Below are 17,901 nucleotides of genomic sequence, written 5' to 3'. Positions count from 1 at the left end.
ATGAACCTTTAAGCTAAGGGGACGAACCAATGACTACGCCCCAAGGATTTCTTCCAACCTGAATCTTTTTTATTATCTGGAAATTTTTAGTGTCTAGTATGGTAACGTCATTGGATGGACCGTTGGCGGAGATCAAAAACTTCTTATTTGAAGTTAATGCAATTCCCCAAGGTCTTTTCCCGACTATCGCCTCTTGAAGAAGTTTTTTGTCTTTGATATTGTAGGAGACCACTTTTTGTCCCCTTCCTGTAGCAACAAATAATTTATTGCTTTTGACATCAAGGGCCAATCCCATTGGTAATTGACCTTTCTCAAGTTGAATCTTTTCCGTAGGGATGTTATTGGATAAATCTAAAATTGATACTGAATGATTAAACTCATTTGAAATATAAACAAGGTTGTTATCTGGATGAAAACAAATATCCCGGGGTCTATTGCCCACAGCCAGATTATTGATAACTTCCAGAGTTGCTACATCAATAACGGAAACACTTGCATCAGCCTCGTTGGTAACAAGTGCCAATCTTTGGTCTGGACTTATTTTAACCCCTTCGGGCTCTCCACCGACAGTTAGTTGCTTTAAAATTTCACCTTTATTAAGATCTAGGACACTTGCCTTGCCAATATCTTCGTTGGAAACAAACAAAAGTGCCCCATCTTTGGTAATATCAAATTGTTCCGGGTCCGACCCCCCTTCAATTACCCTGATTACCTTCTTTTGTTCCAGGTCAATTTCCGCAATACCGTCCGCAGATTTATCTTCAATTTGGCTTTCGCACTCTTCATTAGGCATCCAGGGAGGACATTTTGGAGATCCACTTAAGGCCACATAGAGCTTTTTTCCATCTGGTGATAATCTTATTCCCCTGGGACGTTTGCCAACACTGATGGAATCAACAACTTGTAAAGAATTTAGATCTACAATACTGACCGTTCCGGAATCCTCATTGCTCACATAAGCAATTCCTTTGGGGACATTACTCTCTGTGCACGCAGAAATTAGTACAACCAATCCGAATAAAAAATGAAATAATTTTGGCATCCTAACAATTATAAATTATTCTGGCTCGATCATCATAAGCCATCCAGAGGTCGTGGAGATATAAATACGATTATTGGCAATTACAGGTTCATTCCTAATCATTGGCCCTCGGCCAATGGCCAAGTTCTTCAAAATGATAGGGTCTTTTACAATACTATATCCGTTGGCCACACAGTCGGCAACTGAAAATGCCGGATTGCTGCATTGGGAGTTTGCTGTGCTATAGACCGAAGGGTCGGCAATAGCGATTAAGTTACCCTGTCTTGTGCCAACATATGTAATTCCATTTGAAATAGATGGCGGCCCCAATTGATAACTACTTGAGCCAGTCCCGGGAATGTCTTTGAGCCATCGTACATTTCCGAAACAAGCATTTACAGAATGAAGTCGGCCAAATCCAAGATTGACATTATCCGTGACTTCTTCTCCACCGGTCATGGTGACATAATTGTTACGTTGCGCTGCTCCGGGAACAAGATATCTGATATCACCATGATTTGTGCCGTCACCGGGAGAAAAGAAATTGGTGGTCGCTGGGTCAAAAGTCCCTGTAGGGGGAAATTGCCACCTTACCGGAGCGGTTCCAGGCCTTCCCGAACCCGCATCTACTCCATAGGCCCAGCCATCCTTCATTGTAGACAAAACAACTTCTCCGCAAGATGTGTTCGTGACTATAGCTCCGGCCGCCCAATCTGGATCTCCATCCATCGGATATGGTACTGGCTGTAATTTCCATATCATATCCCCAGTATTTTCATTTACGCGCACCAGGCTAAGTCCATGATTGGGAGAGGGCTCTCCACTTTGACTGCCTATACGGGTATTCCCTGTGGTAAAATACACTCCGCCGGAATATCCTCCTGTGGGTGAATTCCAAACTCCTCCTCCACGTCCATCGGCGGTCTTTTCATCACCGCCTACGCCTTCCCATTGAAACCCTCCTACTAAATTACCGGTGCTTAAGCTTACTGCACGTACTTTTCCTCTTTGTATTGGGTTATCGCAATGGTTAGAAATACCAACATAAACCCTGTCATTATAGACCAAGGGAGAAGAATAACCAATTTGTTCATGTAATTCTGAAAAACTCCCAGGATTGGACCCATCTAAAACCGCAACTTCATCTGAATCCCAGACCAAATTACCATTTGTAATATCCAAGGCGAAAAGCCTGCCAGATCCCAGACCAGCACCAATGCTTTGGTCAGGCGCTCCAAAAATAACAACTTCCAATTCATTATCTACCAAACCTATGGCAGCGGTTGATGCGATACCTTCACTAGAGGGATTACACGTGTATGTTGATGTTAACGTTCCACCGCCTGATGGGTATTCCCAGAGCACTGTCCCCAGATCGTCACTTAAACAGTACACTTTTCCGTTGGATCCGCCGATAATAACTTTGCCTTTATATACAATGGGAGAAGCTGTAAATCCCTCTGGCATTGAACCTGGGGTCCACTCCGCTTTGACCGTTAAGGTTTTGATGTCATTCGGGTCTGCCAAATTGGGAGCGTTGGGCTGCCAGGCATTACGTGCGGCATTCTGTCTAAAAGTGGGCCAATCTCCTCCACAGGCCGTACTGTTTCTCCCAATATTGCAATCAACGTCAATTTGAATTGCGGTAGAACTAATACAATTTCCTAATTTCTGAACCACAACAAGAGTTTCCCCTTGTACCAAAATTTTATTTAAGTTAATTATTGTTGGTCCTGAATGACCTATCTCTTGACCTCCTGAAAACACTAAAATCTGTGCTCCAGGATGATACTCGTAAACTTCTACGAAAGATTGCCCAGGTAATGGTGGATAAATTTTAGGTGCGGTGAGAGATGAACATGGTTCTGGATTGATGGTTCCAGGTGGTGAGGAATCGCAGAGTTCCTGAATAACAGAATACGTTTTACTATCATCAATTGGCGGATTTACACCAACTTGCTGTCCTCCACCCGGGGTTGGTTGACCTCCAACCTTTGTTCCACTTTCCTCAATGGTTAGAACAGTCCCATTCATTAATTCACTTGGGCTACCGCCAGGGCCCCAGAACACAACAATTTCTGCACCTGCAATTGGGGTTGGATCCAATGTTGGCGTTGGCGGAGTGCCTGGATCTGGTTGTACTTCTTCTTTTGGTGTTGAAGGGTCACTATCATCACCACAAAGGGTTTGATCTAGATATATTCTGGCGTCCTTAACTAAACTTGGAACATAAACGTATCCAAAATCTTTCTGGCTTGCAATTATTGTAGGGGGATCAAACCCTCCTGCTCCATCAGGATTTTCGGCATATACCCTTACTGTAGCCCCAGGCACATAATCGGCAAGGCCTATGGCCCTGCCACATTCCAATAGAGGAACACGACTTATTCTTGGCATGGGAAGCCCATCGGGATAATCGTCTAAATAACTACTGACAACCACCATATTGGATGGGTCACTGGTCCCTGCTTCAAAACTTTGAGTTACATAAACCTCTTGGCCTAAATTAAACTCAAACCCAACGTCGATTGGTTGGCCCCCCACTATTGTTCCTTGTTGGGAAGTAACGGGAGCTCCATCAACAAAAACTTCCAAAATAGCGTTATAAACAAAGTCCTTGACCACTACAGTGGAAGCACACTCATAAATTGGTTTTTGTAAAGTAGGAGGTGAGACAAATTCCCTGTTCGGATTTATGTCTGGAGTCGGAACTTCATTGGGGTCTGGTTCTCGTACCTCCGATATCCGGTCATCACCACGACATCCAATAATGGTCAGAACCCAAACAAACGACATAAGTATTTTGACAGCAGTCACACTTCTAGGAAGTAACTTTAAAATGGCGGGTGTGCAAAGCATAATGAGGTTTTTAGTTTGACATTATTTAAGGAATATCACAGCCCTTAGTTTGACGGGTTTGATTCCTTTGCGATTGTCCACAATTATTTGCTCTCCTTCTGGTATTGCCATTGTAGCTCCAAGGCCTTTATCAAGACGGTTGTTATTAACGACCAAGTCATTACCACCGGAGACCACCTGAATTTGTACGGCTCCGGGGAGTGTGATGCCCTCAGTAATTCTTCCGGGGCCAATGTTAAAATCGATAAACCGGATAATAGGCCCATTGTCAGTACCGAATACTTGGAATTCTTTTGCAAATAGATTTTTGGCGATTTCTGAATAACTATAAGGCCCTTTTTGTTCGTTTACTATTGCAGATCTTTCTTGGTTCATTTCAAGAAACTCCTTTCCCAGCAAGTAAGTTCTGATTATTGCGGAATCATCGGAAGTGTTAATTTGTAAAGGGCCATTCCCTGGAACAACCCAAAATTCGTTAACATCTCTTTTTATGGTTTTGTTATTCTCCAAGGTTGTAAGTTCTCCGCCCCGTAGCTGAATTATCAATAGGCCTTCAAATGGAAAATCAATCTCAGGTAAGCGCTGCCCACCATCTATAATAAATTCTTCTACAAGCAGCGGGACATCTTGGGTTCCCGCATTTTGGTTAAATCTTAGCTGTCCGTTAAAAAGTGCTGTTCTGACGAAATCCACTTTTCTTTGTTCTTGCTGTACATGACAGTTTGCAAAAACCAATGCTAGGATTATAACAAGATTCCTTTTTCTAAGCATGACCTTAAGACTTAATTAATTATTTGATATTCGCACGTTGTTCCGACGATTAACTTGACATTCAGATGGATAGGTAAAAATGAAGTGAGCCAGATCAAAGTACCAATGCCAAAAAAAATAGCAAATTTTCTGTAGTATCTTGGATAAAACTGTATAAATTGTAAGATTTTATGTGTGAATTGAGCTGTATTTATCTATTTCCTAAGGACTTAAATGATATGACAATGAGGGGGCTATTCAATTTGATACTTTTTGCTGGCAACTGAAAATGCACTAAAATATATGTGCGGAAGAGCTATTTAAATCAGTTAGGTGATATTCATTCAGGAAATGAAAAGAGAACAATGCATAAAATACTCATTGCGAGCTTTTGCTCGCAACGCCATTTACGCGAGACCGTTAGGGTACATTCAGCCCTCGGCTGACTTTTGTTGCTACATGCTGCGCATTCCCGCCCCAAAAGAAATGTACCCTAACGACCCGCTAAACCAAATCACGGTACGATGAGCGCCATACAGCTTCGGGCGATGGAGCCGCTCAAGCGGCAACGTACCATAACAGGGTACTAAACGGTAATTTGGTGCCGAAATTTTTATTCCCAATACCGCTAAATCGACAAGTAACGGACCCTTCGGGACCTACTTGAAAAACAATGCCACAAGAGACATAGGAAGTCCATTTCTTGCAACATTGTTGGACGATTTCGCTATATTTCCTTAAAAATCCCGGAACTACGTTTAGCGGGTCGTTGTAGACAACTTAAAGTAATCTAATGAAAACAAGAAATAGAACAAATAATTGGATTTTAATACTCTTTATGGCACTTCAAATACCAACTGGAGTTTATTCTCAAAATAAGAGTATTGAAAGTGAAATTCTCAAAAACGGAGAAATTATTCGAAAAGCCTTTGCTGATGGGAATATCGAAAAAATAAAATCTCTGCATCATCCTGATGTCATTAAGGCATTGGGATATAATGACCTGAAAATTGGAAGGGATGAAGTCATTAGAGGTCTGAAGGAAACATTAGAAAATTTCAATTTAGAATTCATTAAGAATGATGTTGAAAGTATTTTCGTAAATGAGAATATTGCAATTGAACAAACCAAGTTTTCAATAAGAGGAATACCAAAAAACGGTGGTGAGCCTTTTATTTTTAGTGGGCGAACGATGGTTACTTATATTAGATATGATAAAAGCCCGACTGGTTGGGCTACCATACGTGAAATAATACAACCGGCAACTGAATAAGATTCATATTGAAAAATAAAAAAGGCAGTCTACAACAATGTATAACCGCAATTTCGGCGGATTCGACTATGTCCGAATCCACTACGTAATTACTGACGTGCGTGCTATCCGAAATTTAACGTAAATTTAGCCGTGACGGTTATACGAGACCGTCAGTGCAATATAAGAAGCTGGAGGAGGTATGAACAAGGAAAGTAAACTACTTGCCATCAAACTAATCCATACCCTTATTTGGGTGATTTTCGTTGCTATAATCTTTTATATCGTCTACTCAGGTGTTACAAACAGATTAACCACCTATACCTGGATTGGCATTGGTTTAATAATTGGGGAAGGATTGGTTCTCCTACTGTTCAAAATGTCTTGCCCTCTCACTGTTGTGGCACGAAACTATTCGAGTTCCCAAAAAGATAACTTTGACATTTTCTTACCTAACTGGTTGGCCAAGTATAACAAACTAATATTTACCACTATTTTTATGGTGGGACTGATTCTTGTATTGTATAGGGCGCTTAGTTGATGTTTTTGAGAAACAATGTGCAAATAATGTTTAAGGAACTGATCCAAAAGTTCAAATAAACGATTCGAATAATAGATGATCTAATACATCGATTTTTTTCCGATCTGATATTATAGAAGTGCATTTGATATCGCTATAAACAAGTTACCCGAAAGCTACAATTGAAGAAAGTAATACTCATAATTTCAGTAATTCTTAACATTGGATGTGTTTCACACAAGCAAACGAATAAACTTGCTTCAGAAATCAATTGTGATAGAACTTTTTATTTTGCATATGATGAACGAAGTGATTTTGAAAAATTTCAATACGAGGGGCTCCCTACATATGGAGATTCAAAGTTCCCCGACTTTAAACAAACCTTTATTAAATCAATCCGTGAATTGGATAAAGACACAGAAATGTCCCTAAAATATGTTGATTCTAATGTTTTGCCATCGAGTTCTTCGACTTTTTCCAGAGTAAGAATTGAAGATATTCGCGTGGTAGCGGGGATTACAAGCGGAGTGCTTGAAGTAGATCTTTTGTATCAAATGGAGGGTGAAAAAATATATTTAACAGGAAAAAATAAAATGCACGTGGCTTTTACCAAAAAAGGCAGCCTCTATAAAGCAATAAAAAATGGACATTACCTTTTTATTTCAGCTATTTGCAAACAGTGATGTTAAATTCAAATAAAGGATCCAATCCATTACTAACAAGGCAACATTTAGGCAAAACGAGGCCATGTGCATATTGTGTTCGCTTAGATATTCAATATGTACTTAAAAACTATTAGGTTGATGACCTATCAGTCAGATATTTTTTTATTTACGCCTTTCTCATCTGGTCTTCTGACTCATTTCCGTCCACTCGCCTTTTGAAGGCATATGATTTAGATTTTTCCAACCAGTTTCTAAATAAAAGCCTCATTCGAAAGGCCATTTGAGAGTTTTCATTTGGCCTTAAATGAACAAAAACTGAATTAGTAGGTTGTTCTATTATTCCACCGTCCCAATTCGCGAAGGACATGAACAAAGAACCATTTGAAAGTCGAAACCCGTGGACTCCAGGATTGTGCTTATAGGGGTAAAAGTTGAACTTAACCTTATTGTTTCTCAATTCCAGTTCATTATCCTTTATGAATATACCAATTGATTTTAAATACATTTTGAGATGAGTGCTCCAAGTTTTGTCAAACTGTTCGTTATTTTCAATAAAAGAGGGGTCCAGGTGACAAATGTTTATTTCAATATTTTTAAGCAATCCCATTTTTTTCCATTCAATTATTTTGGGTTGAACAGAATACAGAGTATATCCAATAATATCAATGGTAACTTTATCGGTTAAGATTTTTCGCTTTTTCATTTCTTCATTGACCGATTTATAAATTCCATCAGTACCTTCGAAATTCAACTTATCATCAAAATCCAATTTTGTTTCTTCAAGCTTTTCTAAAAGCATCCTTATTTTCTTAAACAATACCCAGAAAAAAATGTATAATGAAACTATGATGTAGAGTAGAGATGTTATAACCAGTTCCAACGGTTCTCCCAGTTCTTTTGCTACAAATTCCCTAAAGAATGGTATTCTTAATAGGATTATGAACAACACTGCGAAAAACACAGTAATAATAAGTATTACACCGTCTCTTGTTTCTCGGCTCCAGGAGTCAATTTCGTTAATGAATTTTTTTAAAGTCTTTCTGAATTTAGAATTTTTCATTTGTAATGGTTTTTAGGATTTATTAGGGAATAACCATTTGGATAATAATCCAATAACACGTCTAAATTGCCTTTCAGAAATTCATCTATCAAATAAGAACTTGGGGGGTATTCACAAAAAAACCGCCTGATTTTCAAGCGGTTTGTAAAATAATTTATATCCTAGGGTAAATTACGTCAGAACGAACCGCCGGTCTCTCGATCTCTTCTTCGTATGACTTTTATTAACACCTGTATGTATCATTTTTCTTATCACTAACTTAAAAGTACTACTAAAAAATTTATTATGCAAGCATAATACTTTTAAATCCAATTTTTCTCCATTAAATCATGGATTAGGAGTTCAAAGTAGAGCAAAGCACACGTATGCTTGGTTAAAAATGAGAATTCAGAACTTATCTATTAATTTTAGGAAGCAGTAAAAGTGAATTTTATAGATTAGGACTTGTAAAGTATAAATGGAAAAGTTCAAATAAAGGATTACCAATACATTCGAAACATCCTCATGAAAAAAACAACCCTACTTATTTTATTGACGTTTGTTTATGTCAAGGTAATGTGTCAAGAAGAAATTGATTTTAAAGTCGGCTATTTGCCAAACTTCAATTATACATTAAAACAAAAACAAATTTCAGAAAACAATGTGAAATACATCGCCTCAGATGAGATTTTACAAAGACTTGAAAATAATGGAATTGAAAATCCTACAATATCAAAGGATACGAGTTTACTCAAAAGTATTTCTAAAACAGGAAAACAAATTGGAAATGAATTTCCTGTTGAAATAGAATTATTGGAGTCCAATAATCCAACTTTAGTAAGTGGAACCAAATTTTATGGAAAGACCATTGATGGAGAAATCGAAATTGATTCAATTTATTCATCCGTTATGGCGGTAGATGAAAAAGAGGTTTTAATTCAAGCAATGGAATCAATGCTGAATCAAATCAAGTATCCAAATAGAAAGATAAAGGTTGGTGAAACCTTTGAGCAGAAAAACCCAATTTCAATGCCAATTGCAGATGTCACCATCGAATTGGAAATTGACTCGAAATACACCCTGAGAAAAATTGACAAAGGGGTTGGATATTTTGATTTAAATCAAGATTACATTATTAAATCTGCAACTAAAGACTATGAAATGGTGCTGGATGGTACTGGAGATGGGCAGATTGATTATGATATCGAAAAGCAGTTTTTTACAAAGTTTTATCTTGAAATGGAGATGAATTTAAAAACAGAGTTGGACGTCTTCGCAATAGAATTACAGACAAAAAGTGTTATGGATCAAACAACTCATATAGAAAAGACTAAAATGTAATAGGTTAGAATAGTTAAATTTCAAATTAACTATTATGCCACACCAGTTTAATTCCAACATCGACAATAATTATAATAAACGAAGCATATGAGATTAGCATTGCTTATTGGCATTTTACTTCAAATGAACACAATCATTGGTCAATCGTACAAGGATTCAGTCCTTGAATTTCAATCCCACTTAAATGCCGAATATCAAGATTCTGAAAAATCGCCACTTGAAAAGAGTGATGTTAAAAAATTCAAGGGACATGATTTTTTCCCAATCGATGAAAAATTTAAGGTGAAAGCAGAATTCAAGAGGGTTGACAAAGCAGTCCCGTTCCTAATGAAAACAACAACGGACAGATTGCCCACTTATGAAATTTATGGTGTTGCGACCTTCGAGTTAAATAATCAAAAACTTAAATTAAATATTTACCAAAGTCATAGTCTAAGGGATACCGAGGAATACAAAGACTATCTGTTTTTACCTTTCACTGACTTAACCAATGGAGAGGAAACCTATGTTGGGGGTAGATTTATCGATTTGGAAATTCCAAAAGAGGATTTCATTATAATTGACTTTAACAAAGCATATAATCCTTATTGTGCTTACAGCCCAAAATATTCATGCCCAATTCCACCAAAAGAAAATGACCTGCCAATTCGTATATATGCTGGAATTAAACTTAAACCACACTCTAAGTAGGGAAACTAAGGAGTTAGGATTTATATTTTATACAGAAAGTTCAAATAAACGATGAAAATAAAAGGGGATTTAATACATCGATTTTGGCCCAACTAGGAAGCACAGAAATGTATTTTACACTACCATTAACAAGTTGTAACCTATTTTGAAAATGAAATGCACCTTATCTATTTTCCTACTTTCGATTTTAACCTTTGGTTGTTCCAAGAATGATTTTGAAAACACTAATCTATACTTGGCATTTGACAAAGAAGCTTATCAGCCAAATGACAACTTTGAATTAACAGTCAGGATCTATCCAACCGAAACGAAGAAAACCATCAGGTTATATAAAGACCTAAATAATTTTGAATTCGCATTTTTTCCTAAAGAGGGACAACTTGGCTTTAAAGAGGTATTAAATGAGCGATTCATACAAGGGCCAAGTCTTACTGGCTACGATTCTGAGTACATTGATGAATTTACTATCACCGAAAAAAAGCCATATGAAAAAAAACTTTTGGGAACCATTTATGAATTGGAAAATGAAATTCTATTTGAGATACCTGAAATGAAAATAAAGGACAGAATAGACAAATCGATTTTATATGAAAATCCGACAGTTTTAGTAAAGGGAAATTGCAGAACGGTCTACGGAATAGAGGGCAAGACCTTTGAGCCAAAAGAAATAAAGGTTGTATTGGAATGAGAAAAATTCTACAACAACGTATATAAGCCATAGACTAACATTACTTATTTAAAAACATGATTAACAAAATTCAATACTCGCCTGAATTTATTTCGTAGTCCCCAGTTTTGGCATCTTGGATTAATGCATAAATTAATGGTATAGTCCTTTTAGCGGATTAATGTATTCCAAAATTTTGATTGTGAAACCTTCAAATAGTAATTGGATGAATTTCTTACCAAGGAGATTATACTTCACCTATCTTCTTTGTTTTTTATTACTGTTTTGCTGTTGTACTCATGATGGAGAGAGAAACCCAGAATATTCTGACATACCAATCAATTCTTCTAAAGAACCATTGGCCATTCCAGATAATGAAACGGCTAATGAGATAATGTTTCAGTTCATAAAAAAGTATAATATACCAGGGGTGTCTTTGGCAATAGCCAAGTCTGGAAAACTCATCTATGCTAAGGGATACGGGTATGCAAATATTGAAAAAAAGGATACAGTTGTCACTTCTAACCTATTCCGAATTGCAAGTTTATCTAAACCAATGACCTCCGTTGCAATAATGGGGCTAGTTGAAGATGGTGCAATATCAATTGAGAATAATGTTTTTGGAGATGAAGGTATTTTGCAAAATGAATTTGGCACAGAGCCGTATAGTCCTTGGATCCAGAAGATAACTATAAAGGATTTGTTGGAACATACTTCCGGAGGTTGGGGCAATGATCTTGAAGACCCCATGTTTTTAACTTTTGATTTTAACCATGACCAACTTATTTCGAGTACCTTGGATGAGATTCCTCTGAAGAATGAACCTAGCACAAATTGGGAATATTCGAATTTCGGTTACTGTATTCTGGGAAGAATTATCGAAAAAGTAACAGGGCAGGATTATGAAGTCTATGTGAAAAATAAGCTAGCTTTATTAGGGGTCAAAAATGCATATGTATCAAATAATAGTCGACAAAAACACCCAAATGAAGTTGAATATTATTCTAAGGAAAACCTAGACCCATATAGTTTTAATATTAAAAGGATGGACTCCCATGGTGGTTGGGTAATGACCGCATTGGACTTTTTGAAGTTTACAGTAAGGGTTGATGGGTTCAGCTCAGTTGACGATATCCTAAAACCAGAAACGATTAAGGTAATGACTACTGCATCACCTCAAAATTCAAATTATGCAAAAGGATGGGCGGTCAACCCGTTGGGCAACTGGTGGCACCAAGGCGGTATTCCCGGCTCATCCTCAATAGTAATACGAAATCAAGATGGGTATTGTTGGGTAATCCTTCTTAATTCTAGGGTATCAACGCGAGAATATGAAGAAAGTCTCGATAGATTAGGATGGGACATTATCAATCAGTCAAAATTTGAAGCTGAATATGGGCTATTGCAATGAAATGAGTCATAAAAAGCGCATTTAGCAGCACTAAAATGAAAAATATCATATTAATCCTCTTTTCAATTGTTGGTATTTCAATATGTGCACAAGAATTGACCACCTTTGAGCTCAGTAATTACCAGCTCAAATCTGTCAAGTATTTTGAGTTCCTTGATTTTTTTGACTCTCAGTTTGAAACTGCTATCTATGTTTTGGGTCAATTTCAAATTATTGGTAATCATTATAGATTTTTTTGGATTAGCGGGTTTCGAAGTATAGAGGATAGGGTAACTGCTCCGGATAAGTTTTATAATGGTCCGATATGGAAGCGCGATGGGCCAAGGACAAGTCAATGGTTGACAATGAATTCATAAAACATTTCGTAAGACCCTTTGAAGGCTTGCAAAATCAGTTGGTTGATTATTCAAGATTTAAAAAGGTCGATAAAAATGAACAAAAACCTTTGATTGTTATTGACTATTATATCGCTTATCCTGGAAAAAAGGATGAGTTTGTATCATTTTACATTAATAAAATGCATGGAGCCAAGGTAAATATGAGAATTAATTTTTAGGAGCTTTTGAAGGAGATACTCATACAAACAAATCTGGTATCTCCTCGGTTATTCAGAATAAAAATCTAGTTATAATAATATGCGCTTATGAAGACCTAAAAGATTGGTAGGAAAAACAAATGAAGCTGCAAAGCACTTCTCCAGAAATGTTCTATGAACTTTTCAAATCTCTTGAGTCTCGATACACTTTTCGATTGGAGCCTTCAGCAAATTCCGTTTCGCTAGGAATTGCATCATTAAATTAATGAGAAAAGTAACTATATAATCTTTTATCATGTTCTTTTTTTTTAGCACAATCCCCGGCTAAAAGGACATGATTGGAATTACTTTGCAAAGTAAATCAAACAAACACCTAAAATGGAGATCAAAATACCAACCAATCTAGGTGTTCCTAACTTTTCTTTAAGGAATCTAAAACCAAAAAAGGCTCCAATAACAATGCTTAGTTGCCTCAATCCTCCCACATAGGAAGCTTTACTTGTTGTCAAGGCAATTAGAACTAATATATAAGTAAAACTGTTGAAAAACCCCACTTTGATTATTCTCCAACGATTCAATTGCCATTCAGTTTTTATTTCGTCTTTTTCAAATTTGTAAAATGCAATAGCATTGTACAAAATGGCCACGATGAAAGTGTATAAATAAAAGTATAAAAACGGCTGCATCCTGGAAATTGAGATTTTATCCCATATAGTATAGCAAGCCACGGTGAATGCAGCCAATACTGCATACATGCTTCCCTTGTTTCCAATATTTTTAAAGATTGTTCGTATACCTGGTCTGTCAAATGATTCCATATGCATAACAAACGTACCAAGAAGGATTAGGCTAATGGCCAGAATGCCAACTGTATCAATTCGTTCACCAATGAAATAAAAAGCTATGATTGGTAAGAAAATAATACTTGACCTTGCAATGGGATAAACCAATGAAAGATCTCCATACTTGTATGCGCTCGAAAGAAAAAAGTAGTTTAGGAAAGTAATGACCCCAGCAATCAGAATTAGAAACAAAAATTCAGATTGAAAATTAGTCACCAAAAAAAAGTAGATTGCTGGAAATAAAAAGATTAGAACTTCCGCCAATTTGCTTAGTGCGGTGAAGATATGTTTGTTTTTGGCACGTTTTATCAGATAGTTCCAATAGGCATGGGTGAAAATGGAAATCAACACAAGGGAGAAAGGAAAAGTCTCCATTTACTTAATCCCCCATTTTGATAATGAGTATTTTTCAAGTTCCAATAGTGAGTCTATCTGCATTTGAATTTCGGTTATGTCATCTTGATTTAAGGGTTCAAAGGTCTCATAAAAGCCAGATTCTGGAAACGGAAAATAGCAAGCTTCACCATATTTCTGTATTTCTGCGCTTTTGGCCCTACCATATAAATGTACATGCAAATAAGGACCTTCAGGTCTAAATACGCCCCAATTTCCGTTATCTTGATAGTTTATTCTTCCTATATCAACACCCCTATTTTTTAAACCCAATGTCATTGCCTCACCTATTAGCATAGTCAAACGCATAAGTTCGATTGCAATCATGGGCTCTAATAATGTCCTATTGTCCAGTCGAGTTTTTGGTGATATTGAGATGTGGCCACCATCTTTTCTAGTAACCAAAGGTGATTGTACAGCCTCTACAATAAAGTTCAAAGATTCATAAATCTTCATTTGAATACCGGTTTTATCTGCTTAATATTGACAAGAATACTTTGCGTTAACTTTTATCTATCTTATTGGACAAAACAATAAGGCATTTAAAATGTTATTTTAGGCTTTGCTCAAGAATTCTGTCACACAGATTGAGCTGGCAAAAAAGACCTCAACCATTCTTCATTCACTTGAGTGATGTGGGCCCTATGTTCATTACTTTGTTTAAATACCTATTGGCATTTTCCATTGGGTTTTGCGTTGTTTCCCGTAAAGTGTTTTTTGGCGGTATCCAACTGCACTTGGGCTTTTTAAACTAAATCATCTTTCGAGATATCCCCAAGGCTATCCGTCACTCTCCCATATATGCTTGTCAGTTGGGGGTATAAATAGAAGGCCCAATAACTTTGCGACCATTTATTAGGATGTGCCTCTGAAACTGACTCATCATAGCAACTTTTTGTTTCTCTACAGGCACTCCTGATGCCCCATGCGGATATTACCCTTTTTGCATTGATTTCAGATAGGTCCTTTCATCCGTTTTTTGTGAATAAGAGCTGGCACAAAATACCAGTGCAAATAGTGAACGCGTCAGTATGTTTTTCATTTTATTGTTTTCTTCAATCATATACGTACTTCCAAGAACCGTCATTCTGTTTTTTCCAAACCGTATGGAATATACCTTCTGCAGAAACCTCAGTGCTATCAGGTTTGATTGCTTTAAATGTGAATGGGCCATAGGTGTAAGCCATATCTCCTGATTTAGAAACATCAACAAATTCTGGCCTCCATTGTAGAGAGACATTTTGCAGGGTTTGATTTTCAAAATATTCCCGAATGGCTTCTTTGCCCTTTATGGCTTTACCCTGTCGATTTAATACTGCATTTGAATCGGCGTAGGCTAAAAATGCTTCCCTTAAACCTTTTTCCCGTGCCATTTCATAAAAACCCCTTTCAGTTTCAAGCACTTGTACCTTTGCTTTTTCTAAGTTTTTGTAATCGTTTGTTACTACTGAACTTGAACAGCAGACCAGTAAAAATGCAGTTAACAAGGATAGAAGTATTTTCATTTAGGGTTTAAAAATTTTTGTTTAAAAAAAGTATCAATCCTTTAGTAGATCTAAAGGGAAATTACCCTAATTAATCGGACTTATCAGTCATTTTCATTGAAATAAATTCATGAATATCTCAAGAATTTTGAATTGTTAAAAACAAGATCTCTATTGATATTTCGATAGAATAGATGTGAAAGATGGTCTATAGCTGAAAAAGTTTACAGTTATTATAAGGCAGCATATCAATGGGGTATTTGGCCCTAGTTGCGACCAAATATAGGATTTGATCAAATCCTATGAACCATACTAAGACAAACAAGGTAAGAAAGGTGATTCTTCTTTCGGTGTTTGGTTGGGAGAACATGGTCATGTATTCAATTCAAATAAAAAAGGCAGAAAAAAAATGCCTTGAACATGCAGATTATATTGTTACCGCCGTTCATCTTATTTCGGCCCCGTAAATTGATATAGCCTCAAAAAGGCAATGCGCAGTTGTATACGTCAAAAGAATCAAATAATTGAAATTAGACCCGTACTAGATTTATAGTTGACAGCATTTACAAAAAAGTGGAGCCCTGATTTCAACAAAAGTGTAACGGATTAAGAAAACAACTCTCTTTTTAGTATTAGTTTTTAAATAAGGGTAGCAATGAAAAACGCTGTTATCATCATTACTGTCATCTTTACATGGACCTCAAGTTTCTCTCAGGAAAACATTCAACCTTCAAAAAAGCAATGGCTGGAAGATGTTAATTTTTTAGCAAGAAAATTGGTGGAAGTACATCCTATGCTCTATAGAAGGATATCAAAGAATGATTTTGATCTTAGAATAAAGAATATTAAAAAGGATATTTTATTACAAGATGACCTGGGGATAAAGATAAGGTTCATAGAACTGGTTGCGGCTATAAAAGATGGTCATACAAGATTAGTACCAAATGGCCCCTTTGGTTTTAATTATATTTTTCCTGTACGCTTTTATCAATTTAAGGATGGTCTGTTTGTTACGGCGGTTGAAAAGGGATATCCACAATTGGCGGGGGCCAAAGTTTTGGAAATTGGCGAGGTCAGTGTGGAAGAAGCTCTTTTAAGGATTAGCAAACTATGGAACAATGAAAATGAATATAGAAAGCTTGAGGGCAGTGTCTTTTATTTATCCTACCCTGAGGCAATGAAAGAACTTGATATCATAAAAGATATCGACAAACTCAATTTGAAGGTGCGGCTTCGAAATGGGCAAACCAAAAAGTTTGCCATTAAAAATATGGTCCGGGATTTCAATATGGACTTTATATATTGGGGGGAAATGTGGGGTCCCAATGGTCAAGATGTTAATTATATTACGGGAATCAATGGTCTGCCTTCTAGAAGCTATTACAACAAAGATAATGATTCCCTGCCGTTGCATCTCCGATATAGAAGTACATTCTGGATGAATTACAACGTGCAAAAAGAATATCTATATGTGCAGATCAACTCCATCTCCGACTCGCAAAATGAAACTTTCGACAGTTTTCTTCAAAAGATATGGGGAGTCTTAGATGACAAAAAAGTTCAAAAGTTTATTCTTGATATTAGATATAATGTTGGTGGGGATGGGAGTAAGGTCAATAAGATTGTCCATAGTATAATTTGCAGACCTCACATAAATAAGTCTGGACAATTTTTTGTAATCCTCGGTAGAACAACATTTAGTGCCGCAGTGATGTTGACTTCTTCCCTGAAAAAACACACCAACGCAACCTTTATTGGCTCCCCACCAAGTGCATTTTATAATCATTGTGGTGATTCTGAGGGATTTTTTTTGCCAAACTCAAAAATGGAATTATATGTGTCATCAGAATGGCACCAATCCTATTCTATAAACGACCAACGCAGATTAATTCCTTTGGACGTCCCAATTGAATTTACTTCCACGGACTATTTCGGTAAAAAAGACCCAATATTGGATTTCATCGTTAAAGACAAATATGTTTCGATTAGAGATATTGTTCTTAATGAAAATGTAAACAAGGGGATTGAGGTTTTTCAAGAAAGAAAAGAAGCTTTTGGGGCTACACCTTGGTGGAGTGGAATTTCTGAATACCAATGGACAGAGCTAGCGTATGAATTAGAATCATTTGGGAGATTGGAAGAGGCATTAAAAATACATCGGTTTAATTTGGATGAAAATCCAAAATCTTGGAAAGCATGTGATAATCTTGGGTCAATCCTTGCCAAAATGGGAATGAATAAAGAAGCGATTTTTTGGTATAATAAAGCCCTAAGACTTGATTCTCTTAACTTTAACTCTAACTATCAAAAAAAGCAAATAGAAAAGCTTTCCCAAGAATAACCATAATCCAAGGTCCCAATACTACTATGTTGCAAAGTATTTCACTTGTTAAAAAAGAACATGATTTATTTGATCATTCAACATAAATTAA

15 protein-coding genes are annotated in these 17,901 nt (G+C 36.7%); 8 read left to right on the top strand and 7 right to left on the bottom strand.

All coding sequences use genetic code 11. From position 1 onward, the window contains the following. Positions 1–13: 13 nt before the first annotated feature. From K7G75_RS02620 to K7G75_RS02610, 3 genes are all read right to left on the bottom strand, one after another. Positions 14–1,042, bottom strand: a complete 1,029-nt coding sequence (locus tag K7G75_RS02620; RefSeq protein WP_222982494.1) for a beta-propeller fold lactonase family protein — start codon at positions 1,040–1,042, stop codon at positions 14–16. Positions 1,043–1,057: 15 nt separating this feature from the next. After that, positions 1,058–3,817 (bottom strand): outer membrane protein assembly factor BamB family protein, encoded by a 2,760-nt coding sequence (locus tag K7G75_RS02615; RefSeq protein WP_222982492.1) that lies wholly within the window; start codon positions 3,815–3,817, stop codon positions 1,058–1,060. Between the two features lie 84 nt (positions 3,818–3,901). After that, on the bottom strand, positions 3,902–4,651 hold the full coding sequence (locus K7G75_RS02610; protein WP_222982490.1) for a hypothetical protein: 750 nt from the start codon (positions 4,649–4,651) through the stop codon (positions 3,902–3,904). A 772-nt stretch (positions 4,652–5,423) separates the two neighbouring features. On the opposite strand from K7G75_RS02610, the gene K7G75_RS02605 reads away from it, so the two are divergent. Beyond that, a complete protein-coding gene (locus K7G75_RS02605) occupies positions 5,424–5,903 on the top strand; it encodes a nuclear transport factor 2 family protein (protein WP_222982488.1) in 480 nt (159 codons plus the stop codon). Positions 5,904–6,584: 681 nt separating this feature from the next. After that, entirely contained in the window at positions 6,585–7,085 is a 501-nt protein-coding gene (locus tag K7G75_RS02600) for a hypothetical protein (RefSeq protein WP_222982486.1), read from the top strand. 148 nt (positions 7,086–7,233) lie between these two features. On the opposite strand, the gene K7G75_RS02595 is transcribed toward K7G75_RS02600, so the two are convergent. After that, positions 7,234–8,127, bottom strand: coding sequence for a hypothetical protein (locus tag K7G75_RS02595; RefSeq protein ID WP_222982484.1), 894 nt, complete (start codon positions 8,125–8,127; stop codon positions 7,234–7,236). Positions 8,128–8,631: 504 nt separating this feature from the next. On the opposite strand from K7G75_RS02595, the gene K7G75_RS02590 reads away from it, so the two are divergent. The 5 genes from K7G75_RS02590 (at position 8,632) to K7G75_RS02570 (ending at position 12,771) form a co-directional block, all read left to right on the top strand. Further along, positions 8,632–9,447 (top strand): hypothetical protein, encoded by an 816-nt coding sequence (locus K7G75_RS02590; protein ID WP_222982482.1) that lies wholly within the window; start codon positions 8,632–8,634, stop codon positions 9,445–9,447. A gap of 87 nt (positions 9,448–9,534) precedes the next feature. Then, positions 9,535–10,137 (top strand): DUF1684 domain-containing protein, encoded by a 603-nt coding sequence (locus K7G75_RS02585; protein ID WP_222982480.1) that lies wholly within the window; start codon positions 9,535–9,537, stop codon positions 10,135–10,137. Positions 10,138–10,288: 151 nt separating this feature from the next. After that, positions 10,289–10,825, top strand: a complete 537-nt coding sequence (locus K7G75_RS02580; protein ID WP_222982479.1) for a hypothetical protein — start codon at positions 10,289–10,291, stop codon at positions 10,823–10,825. Positions 10,826–11,030: 205 nt separating this feature from the next. Beyond that, positions 11,031–12,215, top strand: coding sequence for a serine hydrolase domain-containing protein (locus K7G75_RS02575; RefSeq protein WP_222982478.1), 1,185 nt, complete (start codon positions 11,031–11,033; stop codon positions 12,213–12,215). A gap of 304 nt (positions 12,216–12,519) precedes the next feature. Next, positions 12,520–12,771, top strand: coding sequence for a hypothetical protein (locus tag K7G75_RS02570; protein ID WP_222982477.1), 252 nt, complete (start codon positions 12,520–12,522; stop codon positions 12,769–12,771). 323 nt (positions 12,772–13,094) lie between these two features. On the opposite strand, the gene K7G75_RS02565 is transcribed toward K7G75_RS02570, so the two are convergent. From K7G75_RS02565 to K7G75_RS02555, 3 genes are all read right to left on the bottom strand, one after another. Beyond that, positions 13,095–13,967 (bottom strand): DMT family transporter, encoded by an 873-nt coding sequence (locus K7G75_RS02565; protein ID WP_262420225.1) that lies wholly within the window; start codon positions 13,965–13,967, stop codon positions 13,095–13,097. Continuing rightward, on the bottom strand, positions 13,968–14,441 hold the full coding sequence (locus K7G75_RS02560) for an HIT family protein (protein ID WP_222982475.1): 474 nt from the start codon (positions 14,439–14,441) through the stop codon (positions 13,968–13,970). A 599-nt stretch (positions 14,442–15,040) separates the two neighbouring features. After that, complete coding sequence (locus K7G75_RS02555) at positions 15,041–15,490, bottom strand: YybH family protein (protein WP_222982474.1); 450 nt, start codon at positions 15,488–15,490, stop codon at positions 15,041–15,043. Between the two features lie 634 nt (positions 15,491–16,124). On the opposite strand from K7G75_RS02555, the gene K7G75_RS02550 reads away from it, so the two are divergent. Continuing rightward, a complete protein-coding gene (locus tag K7G75_RS02550; protein ID WP_222982472.1) occupies positions 16,125–17,810 on the top strand; it encodes a S41 family peptidase in 1,686 nt (561 codons plus the stop codon). Positions 17,811–17,901 lie beyond the last annotated feature (91 nt).

Source organism: Flagellimonas meishanensis (genome assembly GCF_019880545.1).
Taxonomy (GTDB): Bacteria; Bacteroidota; Bacteroidia; order Flavobacteriales; family Flavobacteriaceae; genus Flagellimonas; species Flagellimonas meishanensis.
The sequence above is the reverse complement of the archived record's forward strand: the minus strand, read 5'-3'. Positions and strand labels throughout refer to the sequence as shown.

Excerpts from the sequence above, each read along its gene's own strand:
- K7G75_RS02550 (WP_222982472.1), top strand. The coding sequence starts at position 16,125 with ATGAAAAACGCTGTTATCATCATTACTGTCATCTTTACATGGACCTCA.
- K7G75_RS02565 (WP_262420225.1), bottom strand. The coding sequence starts at position 13,967 with ATGGAGACTTTTCCTTTCTCCCTTGTGTTGATTTCCATTTTCACCCAT.
- K7G75_RS02620 (WP_222982494.1), bottom strand. The coding sequence starts at position 1,042 with ATGCCAAAATTATTTCATTTTTTATTCGGATTGGTTGTACTAATTTCT.
- K7G75_RS02610 (WP_222982490.1), bottom strand. The coding sequence starts at position 4,651 with ATGCTTAGAAAAAGGAATCTTGTTATAATCCTAGCATTGGTTTTTGCA.
- K7G75_RS02575 (WP_222982478.1), top strand. The coding sequence starts at position 11,031 with ATGAATTTCTTACCAAGGAGATTATACTTCACCTATCTTCTTTGTTTT.
- K7G75_RS02595 (WP_222982484.1), bottom strand. The coding sequence starts at position 8,127 with ATGAAAAATTCTAAATTCAGAAAGACTTTAAAAAAATTCATTAACGAA.
- K7G75_RS02615 (WP_222982492.1), bottom strand. The coding sequence starts at position 3,817 with ATGTCGTTTGTTTGGGTTCTGACCATTATTGGATGTCGTGGTGATGAC.
- K7G75_RS02555 (WP_222982474.1), bottom strand. The coding sequence starts at position 15,490 with ATGAAAATACTTCTATCCTTGTTAACTGCATTTTTACTGGTCTGCTGT.
- K7G75_RS02560 (WP_222982475.1), bottom strand. The coding sequence starts at position 14,441 with ATGAAGATTTATGAATCTTTGAACTTTATTGTAGAGGCTGTACAATCA.
- K7G75_RS02570 (WP_222982477.1), top strand. The coding sequence starts at position 12,520 with ATGGAAGCGCGATGGGCCAAGGACAAGTCAATGGTTGACAATGAATTC.
- K7G75_RS02605 (WP_222982488.1), top strand. The coding sequence starts at position 5,424 with ATGAAAACAAGAAATAGAACAAATAATTGGATTTTAATACTCTTTATG.
- K7G75_RS02580 (WP_222982479.1), top strand. The coding sequence starts at position 10,289 with ATGAAATGCACCTTATCTATTTTCCTACTTTCGATTTTAACCTTTGGT.
- K7G75_RS02585 (WP_222982480.1), top strand. The coding sequence starts at position 9,535 with ATGAGATTAGCATTGCTTATTGGCATTTTACTTCAAATGAACACAATC.
- K7G75_RS02590 (WP_222982482.1), top strand. The coding sequence starts at position 8,632 with ATGAAAAAAACAACCCTACTTATTTTATTGACGTTTGTTTATGTCAAG.